The organism is Micromonospora endolithica, assembly GCF_003626595.1.
Classification (GTDB): Bacteria; Actinomycetota; Actinomycetes; order Mycobacteriales; family Micromonosporaceae; genus Micromonospora; species Micromonospora endolithica.
The window spans coordinates 479,565-496,945 of sequence record NZ_RBAK01000001.1 but is presented as its reverse complement, the minus strand read 5'-3'; the positions used below and the strand labels follow the sequence as shown (position 1 = coordinate 496,945).

Annotated in this window: 18 protein-coding genes; 11 read left to right on the top strand and 7 right to left on the bottom strand. The window is 74.4% G+C overall.

All coding sequences use genetic code 11. The features are described 5' to 3' along the window. The first annotated feature begins 52 nt into the window (after nucleotides 1-52). Nucleotides 53-988: a carbohydrate kinase family protein gene (locus D7223_RS02210; protein ID WP_120724217.1), complete on the top strand. Its 936-nt coding sequence runs from the start codon at nucleotides 53-55 to the stop codon at nucleotides 986-988. Nucleotides 989-1,114: 126 nt separating this feature from the next. On the opposite strand, the gene D7223_RS02205 is transcribed toward D7223_RS02210, so the two are convergent. Together D7223_RS02205 and D7223_RS02200 are read right to left on the bottom strand one after the other, a co-directional pair. Then, nucleotides 1,115-1,945, bottom strand: a complete 831-nt coding sequence (locus D7223_RS02205; RefSeq protein ID WP_120724215.1) for an MBL fold metallo-hydrolase — start codon at nucleotides 1,943-1,945, stop codon at nucleotides 1,115-1,117. Then, complete coding sequence (locus tag D7223_RS02200; RefSeq protein ID WP_120724213.1) at nucleotides 1,942-2,346, bottom strand: thioesterase family protein; 405 nt, start codon at nucleotides 2,344-2,346, stop codon at nucleotides 1,942-1,944. Before D7223_RS02200 ends, D7223_RS02205 begins: the two co-directional genes overlap by 4 nt. Nucleotides 2,347-2,525: 179 nt before the next feature. On the opposite strand from D7223_RS02200, the gene D7223_RS02195 reads away from it, so the two are divergent. Continuing rightward, nucleotides 2,526-3,548 carry a phosphatase PAP2 family protein gene (locus D7223_RS02195; protein WP_120724211.1) on the top strand — a complete coding sequence of 341 codons (1,023 nt, stop codon included), beginning with the start codon at nucleotides 2,526-2,528 and terminating at the stop codon, nucleotides 3,546-3,548. Nucleotides 3,549-3,569: 21 nt separating this feature from the next. Here the strand turns inward: D7223_RS02195 and D7223_RS02190 are convergent, their stop codons facing one another. The 3 genes from D7223_RS02190 to D7223_RS02180 all read right to left on the bottom strand — a co-directional run bounded on the left by D7223_RS02190 (nucleotide 3,570) and on the right by D7223_RS02180 (nucleotide 6,152). Beyond that, on the bottom strand, nucleotides 3,570-4,859 hold the full coding sequence (locus tag D7223_RS02190) for a PH domain-containing protein (protein ID WP_420330283.1): 1,290 nt from the start codon (nucleotides 4,857-4,859) through the stop codon (nucleotides 3,570-3,572). 416 nt (nucleotides 4,860-5,275) lie between these two features. Continuing rightward, the gene (locus D7223_RS02185; protein ID WP_120724209.1) at nucleotides 5,276-5,821 is read right to left on the bottom strand and encodes a PH domain-containing protein; all 546 of its coding nucleotides are present in this window, start codon (nucleotides 5,819-5,821) and stop codon (nucleotides 5,276-5,278) included. Between the two features lie 100 nt (nucleotides 5,822-5,921). After that, the gene (locus tag D7223_RS02180) at nucleotides 5,922-6,152 is read right to left on the bottom strand and encodes a hypothetical protein (protein ID WP_120724207.1); all 231 of its coding nucleotides are present in this window, start codon (nucleotides 6,150-6,152) and stop codon (nucleotides 5,922-5,924) included. Between the two features lie 284 nt (nucleotides 6,153-6,436). On the opposite strand from D7223_RS02180, the gene D7223_RS02175 reads away from it, so the two are divergent. The 7 genes from D7223_RS02175 (at nucleotide 6,437) to D7223_RS02145 (ending at nucleotide 13,597) form a co-directional block, all read left to right on the top strand. Further along, nucleotides 6,437-7,543, top strand: coding sequence for an AAA family ATPase (locus D7223_RS02175; protein ID WP_120724205.1), 1,107 nt, complete (start codon nucleotides 6,437-6,439; stop codon nucleotides 7,541-7,543). Continuing rightward, complete coding sequence (locus tag D7223_RS02170; RefSeq protein WP_120724203.1) at nucleotides 7,522-8,529, top strand: DUF58 domain-containing protein; 1,008 nt, start codon at nucleotides 7,522-7,524, stop codon at nucleotides 8,527-8,529. The genes D7223_RS02175 and D7223_RS02170 overlap by 22 nt, the downstream gene beginning before the upstream one ends. Then, nucleotides 8,526-9,476, top strand: a complete 951-nt coding sequence (locus tag D7223_RS02165) for a VWA domain-containing protein (protein WP_120724201.1) — start codon at nucleotides 8,526-8,528, stop codon at nucleotides 9,474-9,476. Before D7223_RS02170 ends, D7223_RS02165 begins: the two co-directional genes overlap by 4 nt. A gap of 669 nt (nucleotides 9,477-10,145) precedes the next feature. Beyond that, on the top strand, nucleotides 10,146-10,850 hold the full coding sequence (gene fabG, locus D7223_RS02160) for a 3-oxoacyl-ACP reductase FabG (protein ID WP_120724199.1): 705 nt from the start codon (nucleotides 10,146-10,148) through the stop codon (nucleotides 10,848-10,850). Nucleotides 10,851-10,874: 24 nt separating this feature from the next. Continuing rightward, a complete protein-coding gene (gene fabI, locus D7223_RS02155) occupies nucleotides 10,875-11,642 on the top strand; it encodes an enoyl-ACP reductase FabI (protein WP_120724197.1) in 768 nt (255 codons plus the stop codon). 113 nt (nucleotides 11,643-11,755) lie between these two features. Further along, nucleotides 11,756-12,787, top strand: a complete 1,032-nt coding sequence (locus D7223_RS02150) for a ferrochelatase (RefSeq protein WP_120724195.1) — start codon at nucleotides 11,756-11,758, stop codon at nucleotides 12,785-12,787. Between the two features lie 30 nt (nucleotides 12,788-12,817). Beyond that, on the top strand, nucleotides 12,818-13,597 hold the full coding sequence (locus D7223_RS02145) for an HAD-IIA family hydrolase (RefSeq protein ID WP_120724193.1): 780 nt from the start codon (nucleotides 12,818-12,820) through the stop codon (nucleotides 13,595-13,597). 101 nt (nucleotides 13,598-13,698) lie between these two features. Here the strand turns inward: D7223_RS02145 and D7223_RS02140 are convergent, their stop codons facing one another. Next, nucleotides 13,699-14,493, bottom strand: coding sequence for a hypothetical protein (locus tag D7223_RS02140; protein WP_120725644.1), 795 nt, complete (start codon nucleotides 14,491-14,493; stop codon nucleotides 13,699-13,701). Between the two features lie 186 nt (nucleotides 14,494-14,679). Here D7223_RS02140 and D7223_RS02135 point away from each other — a divergent pair, with 186 nt between their 5' ends. Next, complete coding sequence (locus D7223_RS02135) at nucleotides 14,680-15,495, top strand: DUF3097 domain-containing protein (protein ID WP_120725642.1); 816 nt, start codon at nucleotides 14,680-14,682, stop codon at nucleotides 15,493-15,495. 13 nt (nucleotides 15,496-15,508) lie between these two features. On the opposite strand, the gene D7223_RS02130 is transcribed toward D7223_RS02135, so the two are convergent. Beyond that, nucleotides 15,509-16,825 carry a serine hydrolase domain-containing protein gene (locus tag D7223_RS02130; RefSeq protein WP_120724191.1) on the bottom strand — a complete coding sequence of 439 codons (1,317 nt, stop codon included), beginning with the start codon at nucleotides 16,823-16,825 and terminating at the stop codon, nucleotides 15,509-15,511. A 79-nt stretch (nucleotides 16,826-16,904) separates the two neighbouring features. On the opposite strand from D7223_RS02130, the gene D7223_RS02125 reads away from it, so the two are divergent. After that, nucleotides 16,905-17,378: an NfeD family protein gene (locus tag D7223_RS02125; RefSeq protein ID WP_120724189.1), complete on the top strand. Its 474-nt coding sequence runs from the start codon at nucleotides 16,905-16,907 to the stop codon at nucleotides 17,376-17,378. Nucleotides 17,379-17,381 lie beyond the last annotated feature (3 nt).

The following is a 17,381-nucleotide window of genomic DNA, read 5'->3' as shown; positions in this document are numbered from 1 at the left end:
GCCTGGTCCGACAAGATCCGCTGGGACGGCGGCACGAACGGGAGGACTTGGGATGGGATACGCGGTGGTGCTCGGCGAGGCGCTCGTCGACCTGCTGGACGGTGAGTACGACGGTCAGCCGGTCTACCGGCAGGCCGTCGGCGGTGGACCGCTGAACGTGGCCGTCGCGGTGGCCCGCCTCGGCGGCGACGTCCGGTTCGCGGGCTCGCTCGGTGACGACGTGCTGGCCGGGCGGATCCGGGAGCTGCTGGCCGGCGCGGGTGTGGGGCTCGACGGCGTCGTCACCGTGCCCGCGCCGACCGCCCTCGCGGTGGCCACCTTCGCCGGTGCGGAACCGGACTTCCGGTTCTACGGCGAGCCGCCCTCGTGGTCTCTGCTCACCGCCGACGACGTCGCCCCGGCCCTGGTCGGCGGCGCGGACGTGGTCTACTGCGGCTCGATCGTGCTGCTCCGGCCGGCCACGCTCGGTGCCGCGCGACGGGCCTGGTCACTCGCCGGTGGGCTGCGCGTCTTCGACCCCAACGTGCGTCCCCGGCTGCTGGACGGCCCGGACGCGCTGGTCGCGCTGCGCGAGGTGGTGGCCGAGTTCGCCGCCGGGGCCCACCTGGTCAAGCTCAGCACCGCCGACGCGGAGCTGCTCTACCCGGGCGAGCCGGTCGAGGGCGTCGCCGCCTACCTGCGGGAACTCGGCGCGGCCACCGTGGTGGTCACCCTCGGCGCGGCCGGCGCGGTGGTGGCCGCCGCCGGCGCCGATCCGGTACGCGTACCCGCGCCGAAGGTGTCCGCCGTGGACGCGACCGGCGCGGGTGACTCGGTGATGGGGGCGCTGGTGGCGGACCTGCTGGCCGACGGCGAACCGGTCGACGCGGCCGGCTGGACCGACCGGGTGGCGTACGCCCTGCGGGTCGCCGGCCTGGTCTGCGAGTCCCCCGGCGGCGCCACCGCCATGCCCACCCGAACCCAGGTAGAGAACCGCTACCAACCCTGACCCCTCGCCCCCCGCGATCTTGCACTTTGTGTTGCGTCATCTGGCGCAAGAGGGTCATATCGACGACCGAAAGTGCAAGATCGCCGCCGAGAGGGGGCGGGGCGGGGGCGCGGGGCGGGGTGGGGGTCAGGTGGGGCCGTCGAGTTCGGCGTAGCCGCGGCGGGCGGCGTGCAGGGCCGGGCGGGCACCGAAGGGCGCCTCGGCGGCCACCCGCTCGGGTGGTGCGCCGCCGGTGTGGGCGGCCCGGATGAGCCACGCCAGCTCGGCCAGCTGCGCGTGCTGTGCCCGGACGAACTCGGCGTCCACCACCTCGCCGTGCCCGGGCACCACCACGCTGGTCGGGGTGAGGGTGCGCAGCAGGTCGGCGACCGTGTCCGGCCACTGCAACGGGTAGGACTCCTCGAACGCCGGCGGCCCGCTCTGCTCCACCAGGTCCCCGGCGACCAGCACGTCGGCGTCGGGGACGTGCACGACCAGGTCGGCGTCGGTGTGCCCCCGCCCGGGGTGCCGCAGCACCACCCGCCGCCCCCCGACGTCCAGCACCGTCTCGGTGTGCACGGTGTGCGTCGGGGCGAACAGCGTGGTCTCGGCCAGCTCCCCGGCCAGCGCCGGGTGCTCGTCGCGCATCTCCTCGTACGCCTCCCGGCGTAGCCGGTCGGGTCGCTCGCGCAGCGCGGAGGCGGCGCGTTCGTGCGCGTACACCGGGCGGGGTGGGTCGGCGGCCAGCGTGGCGTTGCCGAAGCAGTGGTCGAAGTGGTGGTGGGTGTTGACCAGCGTCAACGGGTGCGGGGTGACCGCGCGGGCCGCCGCGGCCAGCGCGGTGGCCTGCCCGGCGGTGGACAGCGTGTCGACCAGCAGCGCGGCGCCGTCGCCGACGACCAGCGTGACGTTCACCCGCAGCAGCGGCTCGCGGTAGACGTGCACCCGGTCGGCGACCTCGACGAAGTGGCCGGTCATGATGCCCGGGTGGCACGTTCGACGAACCGTCGGCGGTCGACCAGCAGCCGCTCCACCCGGCCGTCGGCGACTGTCTCGTTCCCGTCGGTGACCGCCACCTCGAACAGCAGGCGCCGGCCGTCGACCTGCTCCAACCGGGCCGTCGCGACCACCCGCCGCCCGACCGGGGTGGCGGCCCGGTGGTCCAGCTCGACCCGGACCCCGACCGTGGTCGCGCCGTCCGGCATCCGGGTGGCCGTCGCGGCGACGGTGGCCGCCTCGGCGAGCGCGAGCACCCGAGGGGTGCCCAGGACGGGCACGTCACCGGAACCCACCGCCTGGGCGGTGTCGGCGTCGGTGACGGTCAACTCGACCCGGGCGGTCAGCCCGGGGGCCAGGGCGTGGTCCGACTGCTCGTGCATGGCCCCAGCCTAGGTGCTCGCCGTCCCGCCCGGTCACCCGCGCGGCGATCCGCCCGGCCACCACGGCCGCCGGCCGGGCCCGGCCGGACCGGGACGCGGGCGTGGCGCGCGACACGTCCGGCGGCGGACGACCGGTCCACCGTGGGGACGGGTGGAACTCGCCGTTAACCTTGACCGCGATGTCTGTCGCGACCGATCCCCAGCCCCCCGCCCGGACCGATCCGCTGCCCGATCCGGACGGCGGACGGCGTCGCGTGGTCGCGATGACGGTGTGGGGGGTCGCCTTCGTCGCCGGCTGGCTGCTCATCGGCCTGCCCACCGACCCGGCGTACGCGTTCCTCTGGATCTGGGCGGGGACCGTCGCCTGGAACTCGTCCCGTCCGTGGCGCAGCCACCTGCGGTTCGCCCGGGACTGGGTGCCGGTGGTGCTGCTGCTGGCGCTCTACAACCTGTCCCGGGGCTTCGCCGACAACGGCGCGACCCCGCACGCGTACGAACTGATCGTCGCCGACCGGGTCATGTTCGGCTGGCTCACCGACGGGCAGGTGCCCACGGTCTGGCTCCAGCAGCACCTCTACCAGCCCGAGGTGCGGTGGTGGGACGTGCTGGTCAGCTGGGTCTACTTCTCCCACTTCGTGGTGGCGCTGGCCGCCGCCGCGGTGCTCTGGCTGCGCGACCGGGGGCGGTGGGCGGCGTTCATGCGGCGCTGGGCGTTCCTCTGCGCCACCGGCCTGGTCACCTACTTCCTCTACCCGGCGGCCCCGCCCTGGTGGGCGGCACAGAACGGCCTGCTGGAGGAGGTCGCCCGGATCTCCACCCGGGGCTGGAAGGCGTTCGGCATGCACGGCGCCGGCAACCTGCTCAACGCCGGTCAGATCGCCTCCAACCCGGTGGCCGCGATGCCGTCGCTGCACACCGCGTTCGCCCTGTTCGTGGTGCTGTTCTTCCTGCGGGCCACCCGCAAGCGGTGGTGGCCGCTGCTGCTGTCCTATCCGCTGGCGATGACGTTCACGCTGGTCTACAGCGGCGAGCACTACGTGATCGACGTGCTGGTCGGCTGGGCGTACGTCGGGATGGCCTTCCTGGCCGTCGGCTGGGGCGAGCGGTGGTGGGCGGCGCGGCGCGCGCGGCGTACCCCGGAGGACCCGCCGGCGGACGACACCGCCGCGCCGGCGACGACGGCGGTCCCGGCCGCCCGCTGACCGGCCCGCCGCCCGGCCGGCTCAGCCGGCGCGGCGCGCGGCCCGGGCGCGGTCGGTCAGCTCCGCCGCGAGGGCCCACGCCTCGTCGAGGTCCCGGTCCTGGGCGGCCGCGCCGGCGCCGCCCGCGGTGTCGGCGTGCACCGTGGCCAGCCGCAGCCGCCGCTGCGCCGGTCCCTGCACGACCCGCACGCTCTGGATCCGGGCGTACGGCACCAGCGCCACCTGCCGGGTGAGCAGGCCGGACCGCACCGCCAGGACCCGCTCGTGCAGGCCGGCGCCGAGCACGTTCCGGCTCAGCGGGTTGAGCCAGCGGGCCCGCACCGGTGGCGGGGTCAGCGGCAGCGCCCCCAGCGGTACTCCGGGCAGCACCTCGGCCAGGATCCGCTCGCCGGTGCCCAGGTCACCGACCGGGAGCAGCCGGTCCGGCCGGTTCCGCTCGTCGATCTCCCCGGCGGAGTAGCCGGCCACCTCCAGCCGCATCCGCAGCCAGCCCCGCACCCGCCAGAACAGCGGCCAGGTCACCCCGACGGTCTGCACCCGGTCCAGCGGCACGGTCTGGGCGCGGGTCTCCAGCAGCCCGTTGCGGATCCGCAGCGTGCCGGCGTCCCGGGCCAGCCGGAAGTTCCAGTCGTCCAGCACCCGGCGGACCGGTTGCAGCAGTACGCCGGCCATGGCGGTGAGCGTGCTCGCCACGGCGATGAAGGACCAGGAGCCCTCGGACAGGAACTGCACCACCACGAACGCGACGCCGAACGGGATCAGCAGCGCCTGCGGGGTGAGCAGCTGACTGACCAGCAGGTCGGTGTTGCTGACCGCGTGCAGGGGTCGGCCGGGTGGCACCGCCGTCGCCGCCTCGGCCGGGCCGGCCGGCGCGCCCGCCGCCGGTGCGACCCCGGCGACCGGGGTCCGCGCCGCCAGGTCCAGCAGCCGCTGCCGCAGCGCGGTGGCCTCGGCGACACTGAGGTACGCCAGCGGTGCCTCGGTCTTGCCCCCGCCGACCACCTCCAGTCGCAGCTCGGCCAGGCCGGTGAGCTGGGCGAGCAGCGGCCGGACCACCTCGACCGCCTGGAGCCGCTCCAGCGGGATCGCCCGGGTGCGCCGCCAGAGCAGCCCCTCGTACACCCGCAGTTCCCGGCCGAACACGTGGTAGCCGGTGTTGTACCAGCTGACCACCGCCAGCACCGTCGCGCCCAGCGCCAGCACGACCGCCATCACCGCGAACCAGCCGAAGCCGACCCGGGACAACGTCGACCAGGACAGCCCGACGATGACCACGGCCAGCGACTTGGCCCCGTGCAGCACCGGGCTCAACGGGTGCAGCCGCTGCCGGGGCTCGGCCCCGCCGGCCGGTCCGGCACCGGCGCCGTCCGGTCCGGACGCCTGCGCGTGACCCGGGTACGCCGGGCCCGGGTGCGGTCCGGGTCCGTACGGCGGTCCCGGGTACGGCCCCGCTCCGGGCGTTGGGTGGTGCGGGCCGTGCGGGCCCGGGTACGGCCCGGGGTGCGGCGGGCCCGGGTACGGTCCGGGGTACGGCGGGCCGGGATGCGGTCCGGGTCCGTGCGAGGGGCCCGGGTGCGGCCCGGTCGCCTGCGCCGGGTGCGGTGGGCCGGGTTCGTGCGGTGGGACGGGTTCGTGCGTGGGACCGTGGTGCGGCTCGGGTGCGGCGACGGGCTGCCGGTGCGGGGCCGGCGGGTCGATCCGCTCCGGGTCGCGCGCGGCCGGGTCGCTCACAGGCCCTCCGCCCGGTCCCGGCCGAGCGCGGTGAGCCGGTCGCGGAGCCGGGACGCCTCCGCCGGCCGCAGACCCGGCACCCGGGCGTCGCTCGCCGCCGCCGCGGTGTGCAACTGGACGGTCGCCAGGTCGAAGGCGCGCTCCAACGGGCCGGCGCTGACGTCCACGAACTGCATCCGGGAGTACGGCACGATCGACAACCGGCGTACCAGCAACCCGTGCCGGACCAGCAGGTCGTCCTCGCGTTCGGCGTACCCCCAGGCGCGGACCGCACGGACGATCGTGACCACCCGGAGACAACCGAAGAGCAGCAACGCGGCCAGCGCCACCCCGAACAGTCCGCTGCCGCTGACCACCCAACCGACGACCAGTACCGCCGCCACCACCAGCAGGCCGGTGGCCAGCCGGAGCAGCTCCACCCAGATCAGGTCCCGCGAGACCGACTGCCACCGGACGGTGTCCGGCCAGGGTTCCAGCGGGCTGGCCGAGGTCGGCGGCACGGGCGCGGCGGGGGGCGACCCGGCGACGTCGTCACCGTTCATCGGGGGAATCCGTCGAGCGCGCGTACGCCGCCTCGATCCGCCCGGCATCCGACGCGCGGCGTCACGCCGCCGAGCCTGCTGGTTCGCTCGCTCCGCTTGCTCACGTGTCGAGAGTAGGCGATCCGGCGACCGGAGCGACCTCCCGCAGGAACCCACGGGCGTCGAGGAAGTCACCGAGCGACGTCCGGTGCGTGGCGCAGGCCAGCCAGACCTTGCGTCGGTCGGGCTCGTGCAGCCGGGGATTGTTCCACCGCAGTTCCCAGCGGGCCGCCGCGCGGCAGCCTCGGGCGGAACAGGTGAGCGTGGTGACGGAGGGGAGTGGATCGGACATCGCGGCCAGTCTACGGGGAGGTGTCCCACCGGACGGTTCGACGTGGGGGATCGGCGGTGCACGCACGCCACGGGAGTTTGAGCGCCGGGCGGCCACGGGGGGAGCCGCCCGGCGACGGGTGAATCGTACACGCGCCAGGGCGGTTCCTGTCCACCCCGTGATCGGCGATTCGACGAACCGGGCGACGCGGCGAAAAAGGGGTTCTCCCCACCTCGCCACTCAGCCGGGCATGCGAGTCTTGACACGCACGACGCCGCGACGACCGATCACGCTGTGGAGGACCGGTGGCCCAGCCGACCATGCCCGACGCCCCGACCCCGAACGGGGCCGGCCCGGAGACACCCGCCCCGGCGACCACGCCGGCCGAGGACGCGACCCTGCTGGAGCGGGCGCTGTTCGAGACCAAGCGGGTGATCGTCGGTCAGGACCGGATGGTGGAGCGGATGTTCGTCGCGCTGCTCGCCCGGGGGCACTGCCTCCTGGAGGGCGTGCCCGGTGTGGCGAAGACCCTCGCCGTGGAGACGCTGGCCAAGGTGGTCGGGGGTTCCTTCGCCCGGGTGCAGTTCACCCCCGACCTGGTGCCCGCCGACATCATGGGCACCCGGATCTACCGGCAGTCCAGCGAGCGGTTCGACGTCGAGTTGGGCCCCGTCTTCGTCAACTTCCTCCTCGCCGACGAGATCAACCGCGCCCCGGCCAAGGTGCAGTCGGCGCTGCTGGAGGTGATGAGCGAGGGACAGGTCTCCATCGGCGGCGAGACCCACCGGGTGCCCCGCCCGTTCCTGGTGATGGCCACCCAGAACCCGATCGAGCAGGAGGGCGTCTACCCGCTGCCCGAGGCCCAGCGGGACCGGTTCCTCATGAAGATCGTCGTCGGTTATCCGACCGACGCCGAGGAGCGGGAGATCGTCTACCGGATGGGGGTCACCCCGCCCGAGCCGACACCGGTGTTCACCACCGCCGACCTGACCGCCCTCCAGCACAAGGCCGACCAGGTGTTCGTGCACAACGCCCTGGTCGACTACGCGGTGCGCCTGGTGCTGGCCACCCGGACGCCGGCCGAGCACGGCATGCCGGACGTCGCCCAGCTCATCCAGTACGGCGCCAGCCCGCGCGCCTCGCTCGGCCTGGTCCGGGCCACCCGCGCGCTGGCCCTGCTGCGCGGCCGGGACTACGCCCTGCCCCAGGACGTGCAGGACATCGCCCCGGACATCCTGCGGCACCGCCTGGTGCTGAGCTACGACGCGCTCGCCGACGACGTGCCCGCCGACCACATCGTGCACCGGGTGATGTCGACCATCCCGCTGCCGTCGGTCGCGCCCCGGCAGCAGGCCAGTCCCACACCGACCGCCGCGCCGCCCGGCTCCGGTTGGCCCGGGCAGCGGCCGTGACCTCACCCGTTCGTCGGCCCTCCGACACCCCCGGAGACCGCACCGAGGCGGTGCTGTCCCGTCTGCAACTCATGGTCACCCGCAAACTCGACGGCCTGCTCCAGGGCGACTACGCCGGCCTGCTCCCCGGGCCGGGCAGCGAGGCGGGGGAGTCCCGCGAGTACCGCCCCGGCGACGACGTACGCCGGATGGACTGGCCGGTCACCGCCCGGACCACGATGCCGCACGTGCGGCGTACGGTGGCCGACCGGGAGCTGGAGACGTGGCTCGCGGTGGACCTCTCGGCCAGCCTGGACTTCGGCACCGGGCGGTGGCTCAAGCGCGAGGTGGTGGTGGCCGCCGCCGCGGCGCTGACCCACCTGACCGTGCGCGGCGGCAACCGCATCGGCGCGGTGGTCGGCAGCGGCAACGCACCGGCCGCCCCGGTGGGTCGGTGGCGGCGCGCGTCGGCGCCGGTCACCGGCCCCGGCGTGCTGACCCGGTTGCCCGCCCGGTCCGGCCGAAAGGAGGCGCACGCCCTGATGCGGGCCATCGCCGGCACCCGGATCCAGCCGGGGCGAAGCGACCTCGGCGCGCTGGTGGACATGCTCAACCGGCCGCCCCGGCGGCGCGGCGTCGCGGTGGTGATCAGCGACTTCCTGGCTCCGGTGCCGCAGTGGGCCCGACCGCTGCGCAGACTGCGGGTCCGGCACGACGTGCTGGCGATCGAGGTGGTCGACCCGCGTGAGCTGGAACTGCCCGACGTGGGTGTGCTCCCGGTCGTCGACCCGGAGACCGGGGAACTGCACGAGGTGCAGACCGCCGACCCGCGGCTGCGCCGGCGTTACGCCGAGGCGGCCGCCGCCCAGCGGGCGGAGATCAGCGCCGCCCTGCGGGCCGCCGGTGCCGGCCACCTGCGCCTGCGAACCGATCGAGACTGGCTGCTGGACATGGTGCGTTTCGTGGCCGCGCAGCGGCACGCCCGCACCCGGGGGACGACACGATGATCCGATTTCTCCAACCGTGGTGGCTGCTGGCGGTGCTGCCGGTGCTCGCCCTGGCCGCGCTGTACGTCTGGCGGCAGCGCAACCGCCGGGCGTACGCGATGCGGTTCACCAATGTGGACCTGTTGCGGACCCTGGCACCCAGGGGTCTGGGCTGGCGGCGGCACGTACCCGCGACGGCCTTCCTGCTCGCCCTGCTGGTGCTCGCCAGCGCGCTGGCCCGCCCGGCGATGGACACCCGTGAGCCGTTGGAACGGGCGACCGTGATGCTCGCCATCGACGTGTCGCTGTCCATGCAGGCCGACGACGTGGCACCGAACCGGCTGGAGGCGGCCCAGGAGGCGGCCAAGCAGTTCGTCGGGGAGCTGCCGGAGAGCTACAACCTGGGGCTGGTGTCGTTCGCCAAGGCGGCGAACGTGCTGGTCTCGCCCACCAAGGACCGGGAGGCGGTGGTCGCCGCCATCGACGGCCTGGTACTGGCCGAGGCGACCGCGACCGGTGAGGCCGTGTTCACCTGCCTGGAGGCGATCCGGTCGGTGCCCGCCGACGGGGCGGCCGGGGCGCCGCCGGCGCGGATCGTGCTGCTCTCCGACGGCTACCGCACGTCCGGCCGGGCGGTGGAGGAGGCGGCCGCCGCGGCCCAGGCGGCCAACGTTCCGGTGTCGACCATCGCCTTCGGCACCGACTCGGGCCAGGTGGACATCGGCGGTCAGTTGCAGCGGGTGCCGGTGGACCGGCTGGCCCTGGCCGACCTGGCGGAGGCCACCGAGGGCTATTTCTACGAGGCGGCCTCGGTGACCGAGCTGAAGCAGGTCTACCAGGACATGGGCAGCTCGATCGGCTTCCGCACCGAGCCCCGGGAGATCACCCAGTGGTACGCCGGAGTGGCCCTGCTGCTGGCCCTCTGCGCCGGCGCGCTCAGCCTCCTGTGGTCATCCCGCATGCTCTGACCACCGCCCCCGCGCCCCCGCTCCGCCGCGTCGATCCAGATCGACGCCGAGGTGGGGGCGTGGGGCGTGTGGGCGGGGGCGGTCAGTGGCCCCCGCCGGCGAGGACGAAGAGCACGGCCACCCAGACGGCGGCGAGGGTGAAGCCCAGCGGGGCGACGTAGCGGCTCATGGACAGACTCCGGTGGCGACTGGACGGTCCGCCGGCGGGGCGGGCGGGCCGCGAGGGTTGATCAGGACGCGCACACGACGTCGTGACCGGGCCTGCTCCCGGCGGGCGCCCGCAGACCGGAACCGGCCGGGCGGCCGGACGGGCGGGGCGGTGCGGGGGGAGCGGAGTCGGGTCAGCTCACCTGCTGAGTCGTGGCTCAGCGGGGCTGACGGACGGCCCGGCCACGACTGGGAGGATCGCTATCTCGCACAGCGATCACCTCCTGCGGTCGGCGGGGCCCGGAACGCGGGCACATGCGGCCCGCAGACGTCAGTGATCGTACACCCGCCGATGTCGTCGCGCGCGCCCGGTCGAGGCGTGCCGGACCCCCGGCGGGGCGGCGCACGACGGCCGCCGGTCGGTACGCGGCCCGTGGTGTGACGTGGTGGGCGTTAGCGCTTACCTGCCGGTAACGCCTAGGCTCCGACGCGACGTGAGATCGGTGGAGCAGAGGGGGAGCAGTGGCCCGTACCGTGCTGGTGACCGGGGGTAACCGGGGAATCGGCCTGGCCATCGCGCAGGCCTTCGCCAAGCAGGGCGACCGGGTGGCGGTGACCCACCGCGGTGGTGACGCCCCCGAGGGGTTGTTCGGGGTGCGTTGCGACGTGACCGACGCCGAGTCGGTCGAGGCCGCCTTCACCGCCGTCGAGGCGGAACTGGGTCCGGTGGAGGTGCTGGTCGCCAACGCCGGCATCACCGACGACACGTTGCTCCTGCGCATGAGCGAGGACCAGTTCACCCGGGTGCTGGACACCAACCTGACCGGCGCCTTCCGCTGCGCCAAGCGCGCCTCCGCGAAGATGCTCCGCGCGAAGTGGGGTCGGATGATCTTCATCTCGTCGGTGGTGGGTCTCGCCGGTGGCGCCGGCCAGGTCAACTACGCGGCCAGCAAGGCCGGGCTCGTCGGCGTGGCCCGCTCGATCACCCGCGAGCTGGGCAGCCGCAACATCACCGCCAACGTGGTCGCACCCGGCTTCATCGACACGGACATGACCGCCGGGCTGCCCGAGGCGCGCAGGGCGGAGATCCGCAAGTCGATCCCGGCCGGCCGGATGGCCAGCCCGGACGAGGTCGCCGGGGTGGTCACCTGGCTGGCCGGGGACGCCGCCGGCTACGTGTCCGGCGCGGTCATCCCGGTCGACGGCGGCCTGGGCATGGGTCACTGAGCAAGCACGGAGGAAGGTCAACACATGTCAGGACTGCTCGCCGGTAAGCGGCTGCTGGTCACCGGCGTCATCACCGACGCCTCGATCGCCTTCTCGGTGGCGAAGCTCGCCCAGGAGAACGGCGCGCAGGTCGTGCTCACCGGCTACGGCCGGCTCTCGCTGGTGGAGCGGATCGCCAAGCGGCTGCCCGAGCCCGCCCCGGTGATCGAGCTGGACGTGACCGACCCGGAGCAGCTGGCCGGGCTGGCCGACAGGGTGCGCGAGCACGTCGACGGCCTCGACGGTGTGGTCCACTCGATCGGCTTCGCCCCGCAGAGCTGCCTCGGCGGCGGCTTCCTCGACGCTCCGTGGGAGGACGTCGCCACCGCGCTGCACGTCTCCACGTACTCCTACAAGTCCCTGGCGATGGCCGCGCTGCCGCTGATGTCCGCCGGCGGCGCGGTGGTCGGCCTGACCTTCGACGCCACCAAGGCCTGGCCGGTCTACGACTGGATGGGCGTGGCCAAGGCCGGCCTGGAGTCCGCGTCCCGCTACCTCGCGCTGCACCTGGGCAAGCAGGGCATCCGCAGCAACCTGGTGGCCGCCGGCCCGCTGCGTACCATCGCCGCGAAGTCGATCCCCGGCTTCGACCAGTTCGAGGACGCCTGGACCGAGCGTGCCCCGCTGGGCTGGAGCCTGACCGACCAGGAGCCGGCCGCGCGGGCCTGCCTGGCGCTGCTGTCGGACTGGTTCCCGGCCACCACCGGCGAGATCGTGCACGTCGACGGCGGGTACCACGCCATCGGCGCCTGAGGTGTGAGGAAGGGCCCCTTGTCAACGCCTCCGGTAGAGGAAGGGGCCCTTCCTCACACCCTCGACCCGGGGGTGTCGCCGGGCCGCGACGGGTGAGGGGCGAGAATAGGACCATGGCGTACGACGCGGTGGTGCTGGTTTCCTTCGGCGGGCCCGAGCGGCCCGAGGACGTGATGCCCTTCCTGCAGAACGTGACCCGGGGCCGGGGGGTGCCTCCGGAGCGGCTGGAGGAGGTCGCCGAGCACTACCAGCACTTCGGCGGGGTGTCCCCGATCAACCAGCAGTGCCGGGAGCTGCTCGCCGCGATCCGGGAGGACTTCGCCGCCAACGGCATCGACCTGCCGGTCTACTGGGGCAACCGCAACTGGGACCCGATGCTCGCCGACACGGTGGCGCAGATGCGCGACGACGGCGTCCAGCACGCGCTGGCGTTCGTCACCAGCGCGTTCGGCGGCTACTCGTCCTGCCGGCAGTACCAGGAGGACATCGCCGCGGCCCGTGCCGCCGTCGGCGCGGACGCCCCACTGGTCGACAAGCTGCGCCAGTTCTGGGACCACCCCGGCTTCGTCGAGCCGCACGCCGACGCGGTGAGGGTCGCGCTCGCGCAGCTCGACCCGGCGAAGCGGTCCACCACCCGACTGGTCTTCACCGCCCACTCGATTCCCGACTCGATGGACGCCAACGCCGGCCCGCACGGCTTCCGGTACACCGCCCAGCTGGCCGAGACCGCCCGGCTGGTGCACGCGGCCGCCGCCCCCGACCTGGAATACGACCTGGTCTGGCAGAGCCGGTCCGGTCCGCCGCAGGTGCCGTGGCTGGAGCCGGACGTCAACGACCACCTCGCCGCGCTGGCCGCGCAGGGCGTCACCGGTGTGGTGGTCAGCCCGATCGGCTTCGTCTCCGACCACCTGGAGGTGGTGTGGGACCTGGACACCGAGGCGCTGGAGACGGCCAAGCAGCTCGGCCTGGACTTCGTCCGGGCCGGTACGCCGGGCACCGACCCCCGTTTCGTCACCATGGTCCGGGAGCTGGTCCGCGAGCGGACCGACCCGGAGGGCGCGACCCTGCGCCGCCGCCTCGGCGAGCTGCCGCTGTGGGACACCTGCCCGACGGTCTGCTGCGTGCCGACCCGCCGGCCGTCCTGACCTCCGCCCCGACACCCCCTGGGACCACACATGCATGACCGCAGGCCCGTCGAGAGCTGGCTGACCGACATGGACGGCGTGCTGGTGCACGAGGGGCAGCCGGTGCCCGGCGCACCGGAGTTCGTCACCCGGCTGCGTACCTCCGGCAAGCCGTTCCTGGTGCTCACCAACAACTCGATCTACACACCCCGGGACCTCCAGGCCCGGCTGGCCCGGATGGGGCTGGACGTGCCGGAGTCGGCGATCTGGTCGTCCGCGCTGGCCACCGCGCAGTTCCTGGCCGACCAGCGACCGGGCGGCACCGCGTACGTGATCGGGGAGGCGGGACTGACCACCGCCCTGCACGCGGTCGGGTACGTGCTGACCGACTTCGCGCCGGACTACGTGGTGCTGGGGGAGACCCGCACCTACAGCTTCGAGGCGATCACCAAGGCGGTCCGCCTGATCAACGACGGGGCCCGGTTCATCTGCACCAACCCCGACGTGACCGGGCCGTCGGTGGAGGGCGCCCTGCCGGCGGCCGGCTCGGTGGCGGCGATGATCTCCAAGGCGACCGGCGTCGAGCCGTACTTCGTCGGCAAGCCCAACCCGATGATGATGCGCTCGGCGCTCAACACGATCAACGCGCACTCGGAGACGACCGCGATGATCGGCGACCGGATGGACACCGACATCCTGTGCGGGCTGGAGGCCGGGCTGGAGACGATCCTGGTGCTCACCGGGATCAGCACCCGCACCGAGGCGGAGCGCTACCCGTACCGCCCGTCGCGCATCGTCGGCTCGGTCGCCGACCTGATCGACGAGATCTGACCGACCACCGTCCCGGTCGGCCGCCGCGCGGAGCCGGCGGACCGTGGGCCCCGCGACCGCGGTCGGGAGGTACGCGGACAGCCCCCGTGGGGCCGGCGGCCCTACGGGCGCAGCGGGGCGTTGCAGGCGGCCACCAGGGCCTGCCGGCACGCGGTGGTGAGTGGACGCAGGGCGGCGTCCCGCTGCTGGGCCTCGTGGTTGTTGACCGCGCCGCCCGGTGCGGCGTGCCCGGCCAGCGCCAGTACCCGGTCGAGCACCGCGGCCCGCGCGAAGAGCCGACGGGCGCGCGGGTCGAACCCGGGCGGCAGGTCGGTGGCGCCGTCCGGCCGGCGCAGCGCCTCCAGCGCCCCGGCCAGCTCCGGTCGCCACTGGGCGACGTCCAGCCGGGTCAGCGCGGCGGTCGTCTCGGCGAGCGCCGCCGCCAGTTCGGCCTCCGCCTCGGCCGCGCCGGGCAGCACCTGGGAGGCGGCCGGTGCGTTCTCGGGCAGCGGATAGACCCGCCACAGCACCGTCTCGAAGGTGTCGCCGGATCCGGACGTGTGCGTGCGGACCTGCGGGATGAAGCCGAGCGCACCGGCGACCACCGCCTCGCCCGCGAGCAGCGCCGCGCCGGCGAAGTCACCGGGGCCGGGCAGTCCGCGCGGATCACCCGGCGCGGGCAGCACCAGGCGGATCTCGTCCGGCGAGAGTCGGGCCAGGGTGGGCAGCGCCTGCGGCAGCGGCACGTCGGTCCAGGTGCCGGGCGCGTCGGCGACCAGGTGCTCCTCGTCGCCGGCGATCGCGTCGGCGACCTCGTCGAACGGCACCAGGCCGGCACGCCAGGCGCGTACCCAGGCGACGAACCGGCTCGACCGGCGCGGCGTGAGAGTGGCCGCACCCGCGGTGGGGGTGGACATGCCGAAAGGGTACGTGGTCACCGCGGCCCCTGTCTCGACTGCCGCTCCGTCGGCGTCGGCTGCCCGTTTCGCCCCCGGGCGTCCTCGAAGGAGCGGGCACCGGTCGATGTCCGACCCGACCGGCGTGGCGCGTCGACGGCGTGGCGCTCGGTGCGGTGGGCCGGTGCCGGCGCTAGCGTGATCGACATGGCGGGCCGATATGCGGACGACGTGCTGGCGGGGGACTGGCGGCGACGGAGGGTGACCCCGGAGGTGGACGCGGAGCCGGACCTGGTTGTCGAGGACGCCGACTCGGGGTTCTGCGGCGCGGTGGTCGGCTTCGAGTCCGGCGCGGTGGTGCTGGAGGACCGGCACGGGCGGCGGCGGAACTTCCCCCTGCTGCCGGCCGCGTTCCTGCTCGACGGGCAGCCGGTCACCCTGCGCCGGCCGACCCGCGCGCCGGTGCCGGCGGCCCGCCGGCGTACCGCCTCCGGATCGGTCGCGGTGGACGGCGTCCGCGCGCAGGTGGCGAAGGCCAGCCGGATCTGGGTCGAGGGGGTCCACGACGCCGCCCTGGTGGAGCGGATCTGGGGTGACGACCTGCGCATCGAGGGCGTGGTGGTGGAGCCGCTGGACGGCATCGACGCCCTCGACGCGGAGGTCCGTGACTTCGCGCCCGGCCCGACGCGGCGGCTCGGCGTGCTCGTCGACCACCTGGTGCCCGGCTCGAAGGAGAGCCGGATCGTGGCCCGGGTGACCTCGCCGCACGTGCTGGTCACCGGCCACCCGTACGTCGACGTGTGGCAGGCGGTGAAGCCGGCGGCGCTGGGCATCCGGGCGTGGCCGGTGGTGCCGCCGGGACGACCGTGGAAGGAGGGGGTGTGCGCGGCGCTGGGCGTCGCCGAGCCGGCCGACATGTGGCGGCGCATCCTCTCCCGGGTGGACAGCTTCGCCGACGTGGAGACCCCGCTGATCAACGCGATGGAACGCCTGATCGACTTCGTCACCGAGCCGCCGGGCTGATCCCGTCGTACGGTCAGGGCTCGTCGTCGGGCGTGCGGGTGAAGACGAACGTGGCGATGTCCAGGGCGACCGGCCTGCCGGCCGGGTCGCGCAGCACGGTGAGGATCTCGCCGTTCTCCGGGCCGGAGCGGCCCCGCCACCGGTCCGACCCCGCCGCGACGAACCGGCTCTCCCGCTCGCCGCGCACGTGGGCGACCAGTTCGCCGGTGACCCGGTCGCAGGACAGGTCGAGGGTCGTCCCCATCCACCACCACCGGCCGGTCAGCTCGGCCAGTTCCGCCGGCGGTGGGGTCGAGGCCGGCCGCCACGGCGGGACCGGCGCCGGCTCGGTGTCCAGCACCAGCGTCAACGCCTCCTGGCTCAGCCCGCCGATGTGGCCGACCCGGAAGCCGTACGCGTTGGCGAAGCCGACCACCGCGGTGCGTGACGGCCGGTGCACCGTCAGGGCGGCCACGTAGCCGGGCATCGAGCCGCCGTGCCCGACGTACACCCGCTCGCCCCGCCGGTAGAGCTCGATCCCCAGGCCGTGCCCGCCGGTCCACGCCTCGGGGTCGCTGATCACCACCGGGGCGCACATCTCGGTCAGCGTCTCCGGTGCCAGCACCCGGGGGTCCGGGTCGGCGAGGAAGGCCGCCCAGCGGGCCAGGTCCTCGACGGTCGACCAGAGCTGCCCGGCGGGGGCCATCGCGCCGGTGTCGGTGCGCGGTTCCTCGCGCAGCGTCTCGTGCCAGGGGTGCACGACGTAGCCCCGGGCGAAGGGCTCGGTGGCCGCGTACGTGGTGCGGCGCATCCCGAGGGGGGCGAGCACGCGGGTGGTCAGCAGGTCGGCCCAGGTCTGCCCGGTGAGCCGTTCCAGAACCCCGCCGAGCAGTCCGTAGGCGAGGTTCGAGTAGTGGTAGGCGCGCAGCGGCGGGTAGGCGATCTTGGACGGGTCGAGCCCGGCGACCAGGGTGGCGAGGTCGGCCCCGGGGGCCCGCTCCCACCAGTCACCGTCGGGCTCGCGTTGCAGCCCACCGGCGTGCCCGAGCAGGTGGCGGAGGGTCGGGCCGCCGACGCCGGTGCCGGGCAGGTGCGCCTCCAGGGGTTCGTCCAGGTCGAGCCGGCCGGCGTCGCGTTCGGCCAGGACCAGCGTGGCGGTCATCGTCTTGGTGATCGAGCCGAGGCGGTACTGCAGGTCGCGGTGCGGGCGGGGGTGCTCGCCGGCGGCGGCGACATGCACCAGCTCCCCGTCGCGGACCACGCCGAGCACCAGCGACGGCGTACGGCCGGCGGCCTGGGCGTGCGCGACCAGGCCGTCGATCCGGCGGGTGGTTTCGGGCAGCAGGGACACATCGCCTCCTCGGTGACGGGCGGAGCGTACCGATCATGACGATTAGATGACACTGGCATCGTCGTGTCACGATCGGGTGGTGGACGCGGTGTGGTGGATCGTTCTGGGTGCGGTACTGGCAGTCGCCGAGATCTTCACGACGACGCTGTTCCTGATCATGTTCGCGGTCGGTGCGTTCGCCGCCGCCGGTGCCGCGGCGCTCGGTGCGCCGGTCGAGATCCAGGCGATCGTCTTCGCGATCGTGTCGGCACTGACGGTGCTGGGTGTCCGCCCGACGCTGCGCCGGCACCGGCGCTCGGCGTTGGAGAGCGGCGAGCAGCCGTTCGGCCTGGAGGCGATCGAGGGCAGCGCGGCGATGGTGCTGGAGCGGGTCGACACCGACCACGGGATGGTCAAGATCGACGGCGAGTTGTGGCAGGCCCGCGCCTACGACGCGACCCAGACGTTTGCTCCCGGCGAGCGGGTGCAGGTGGTCCAGGTGCGAGGGGCCACCGCGCTCGTGTGGCGGGACGACATTTCTCCTTCCGGGGACCTCCCCGAAGCGAAAAGGTGAGCA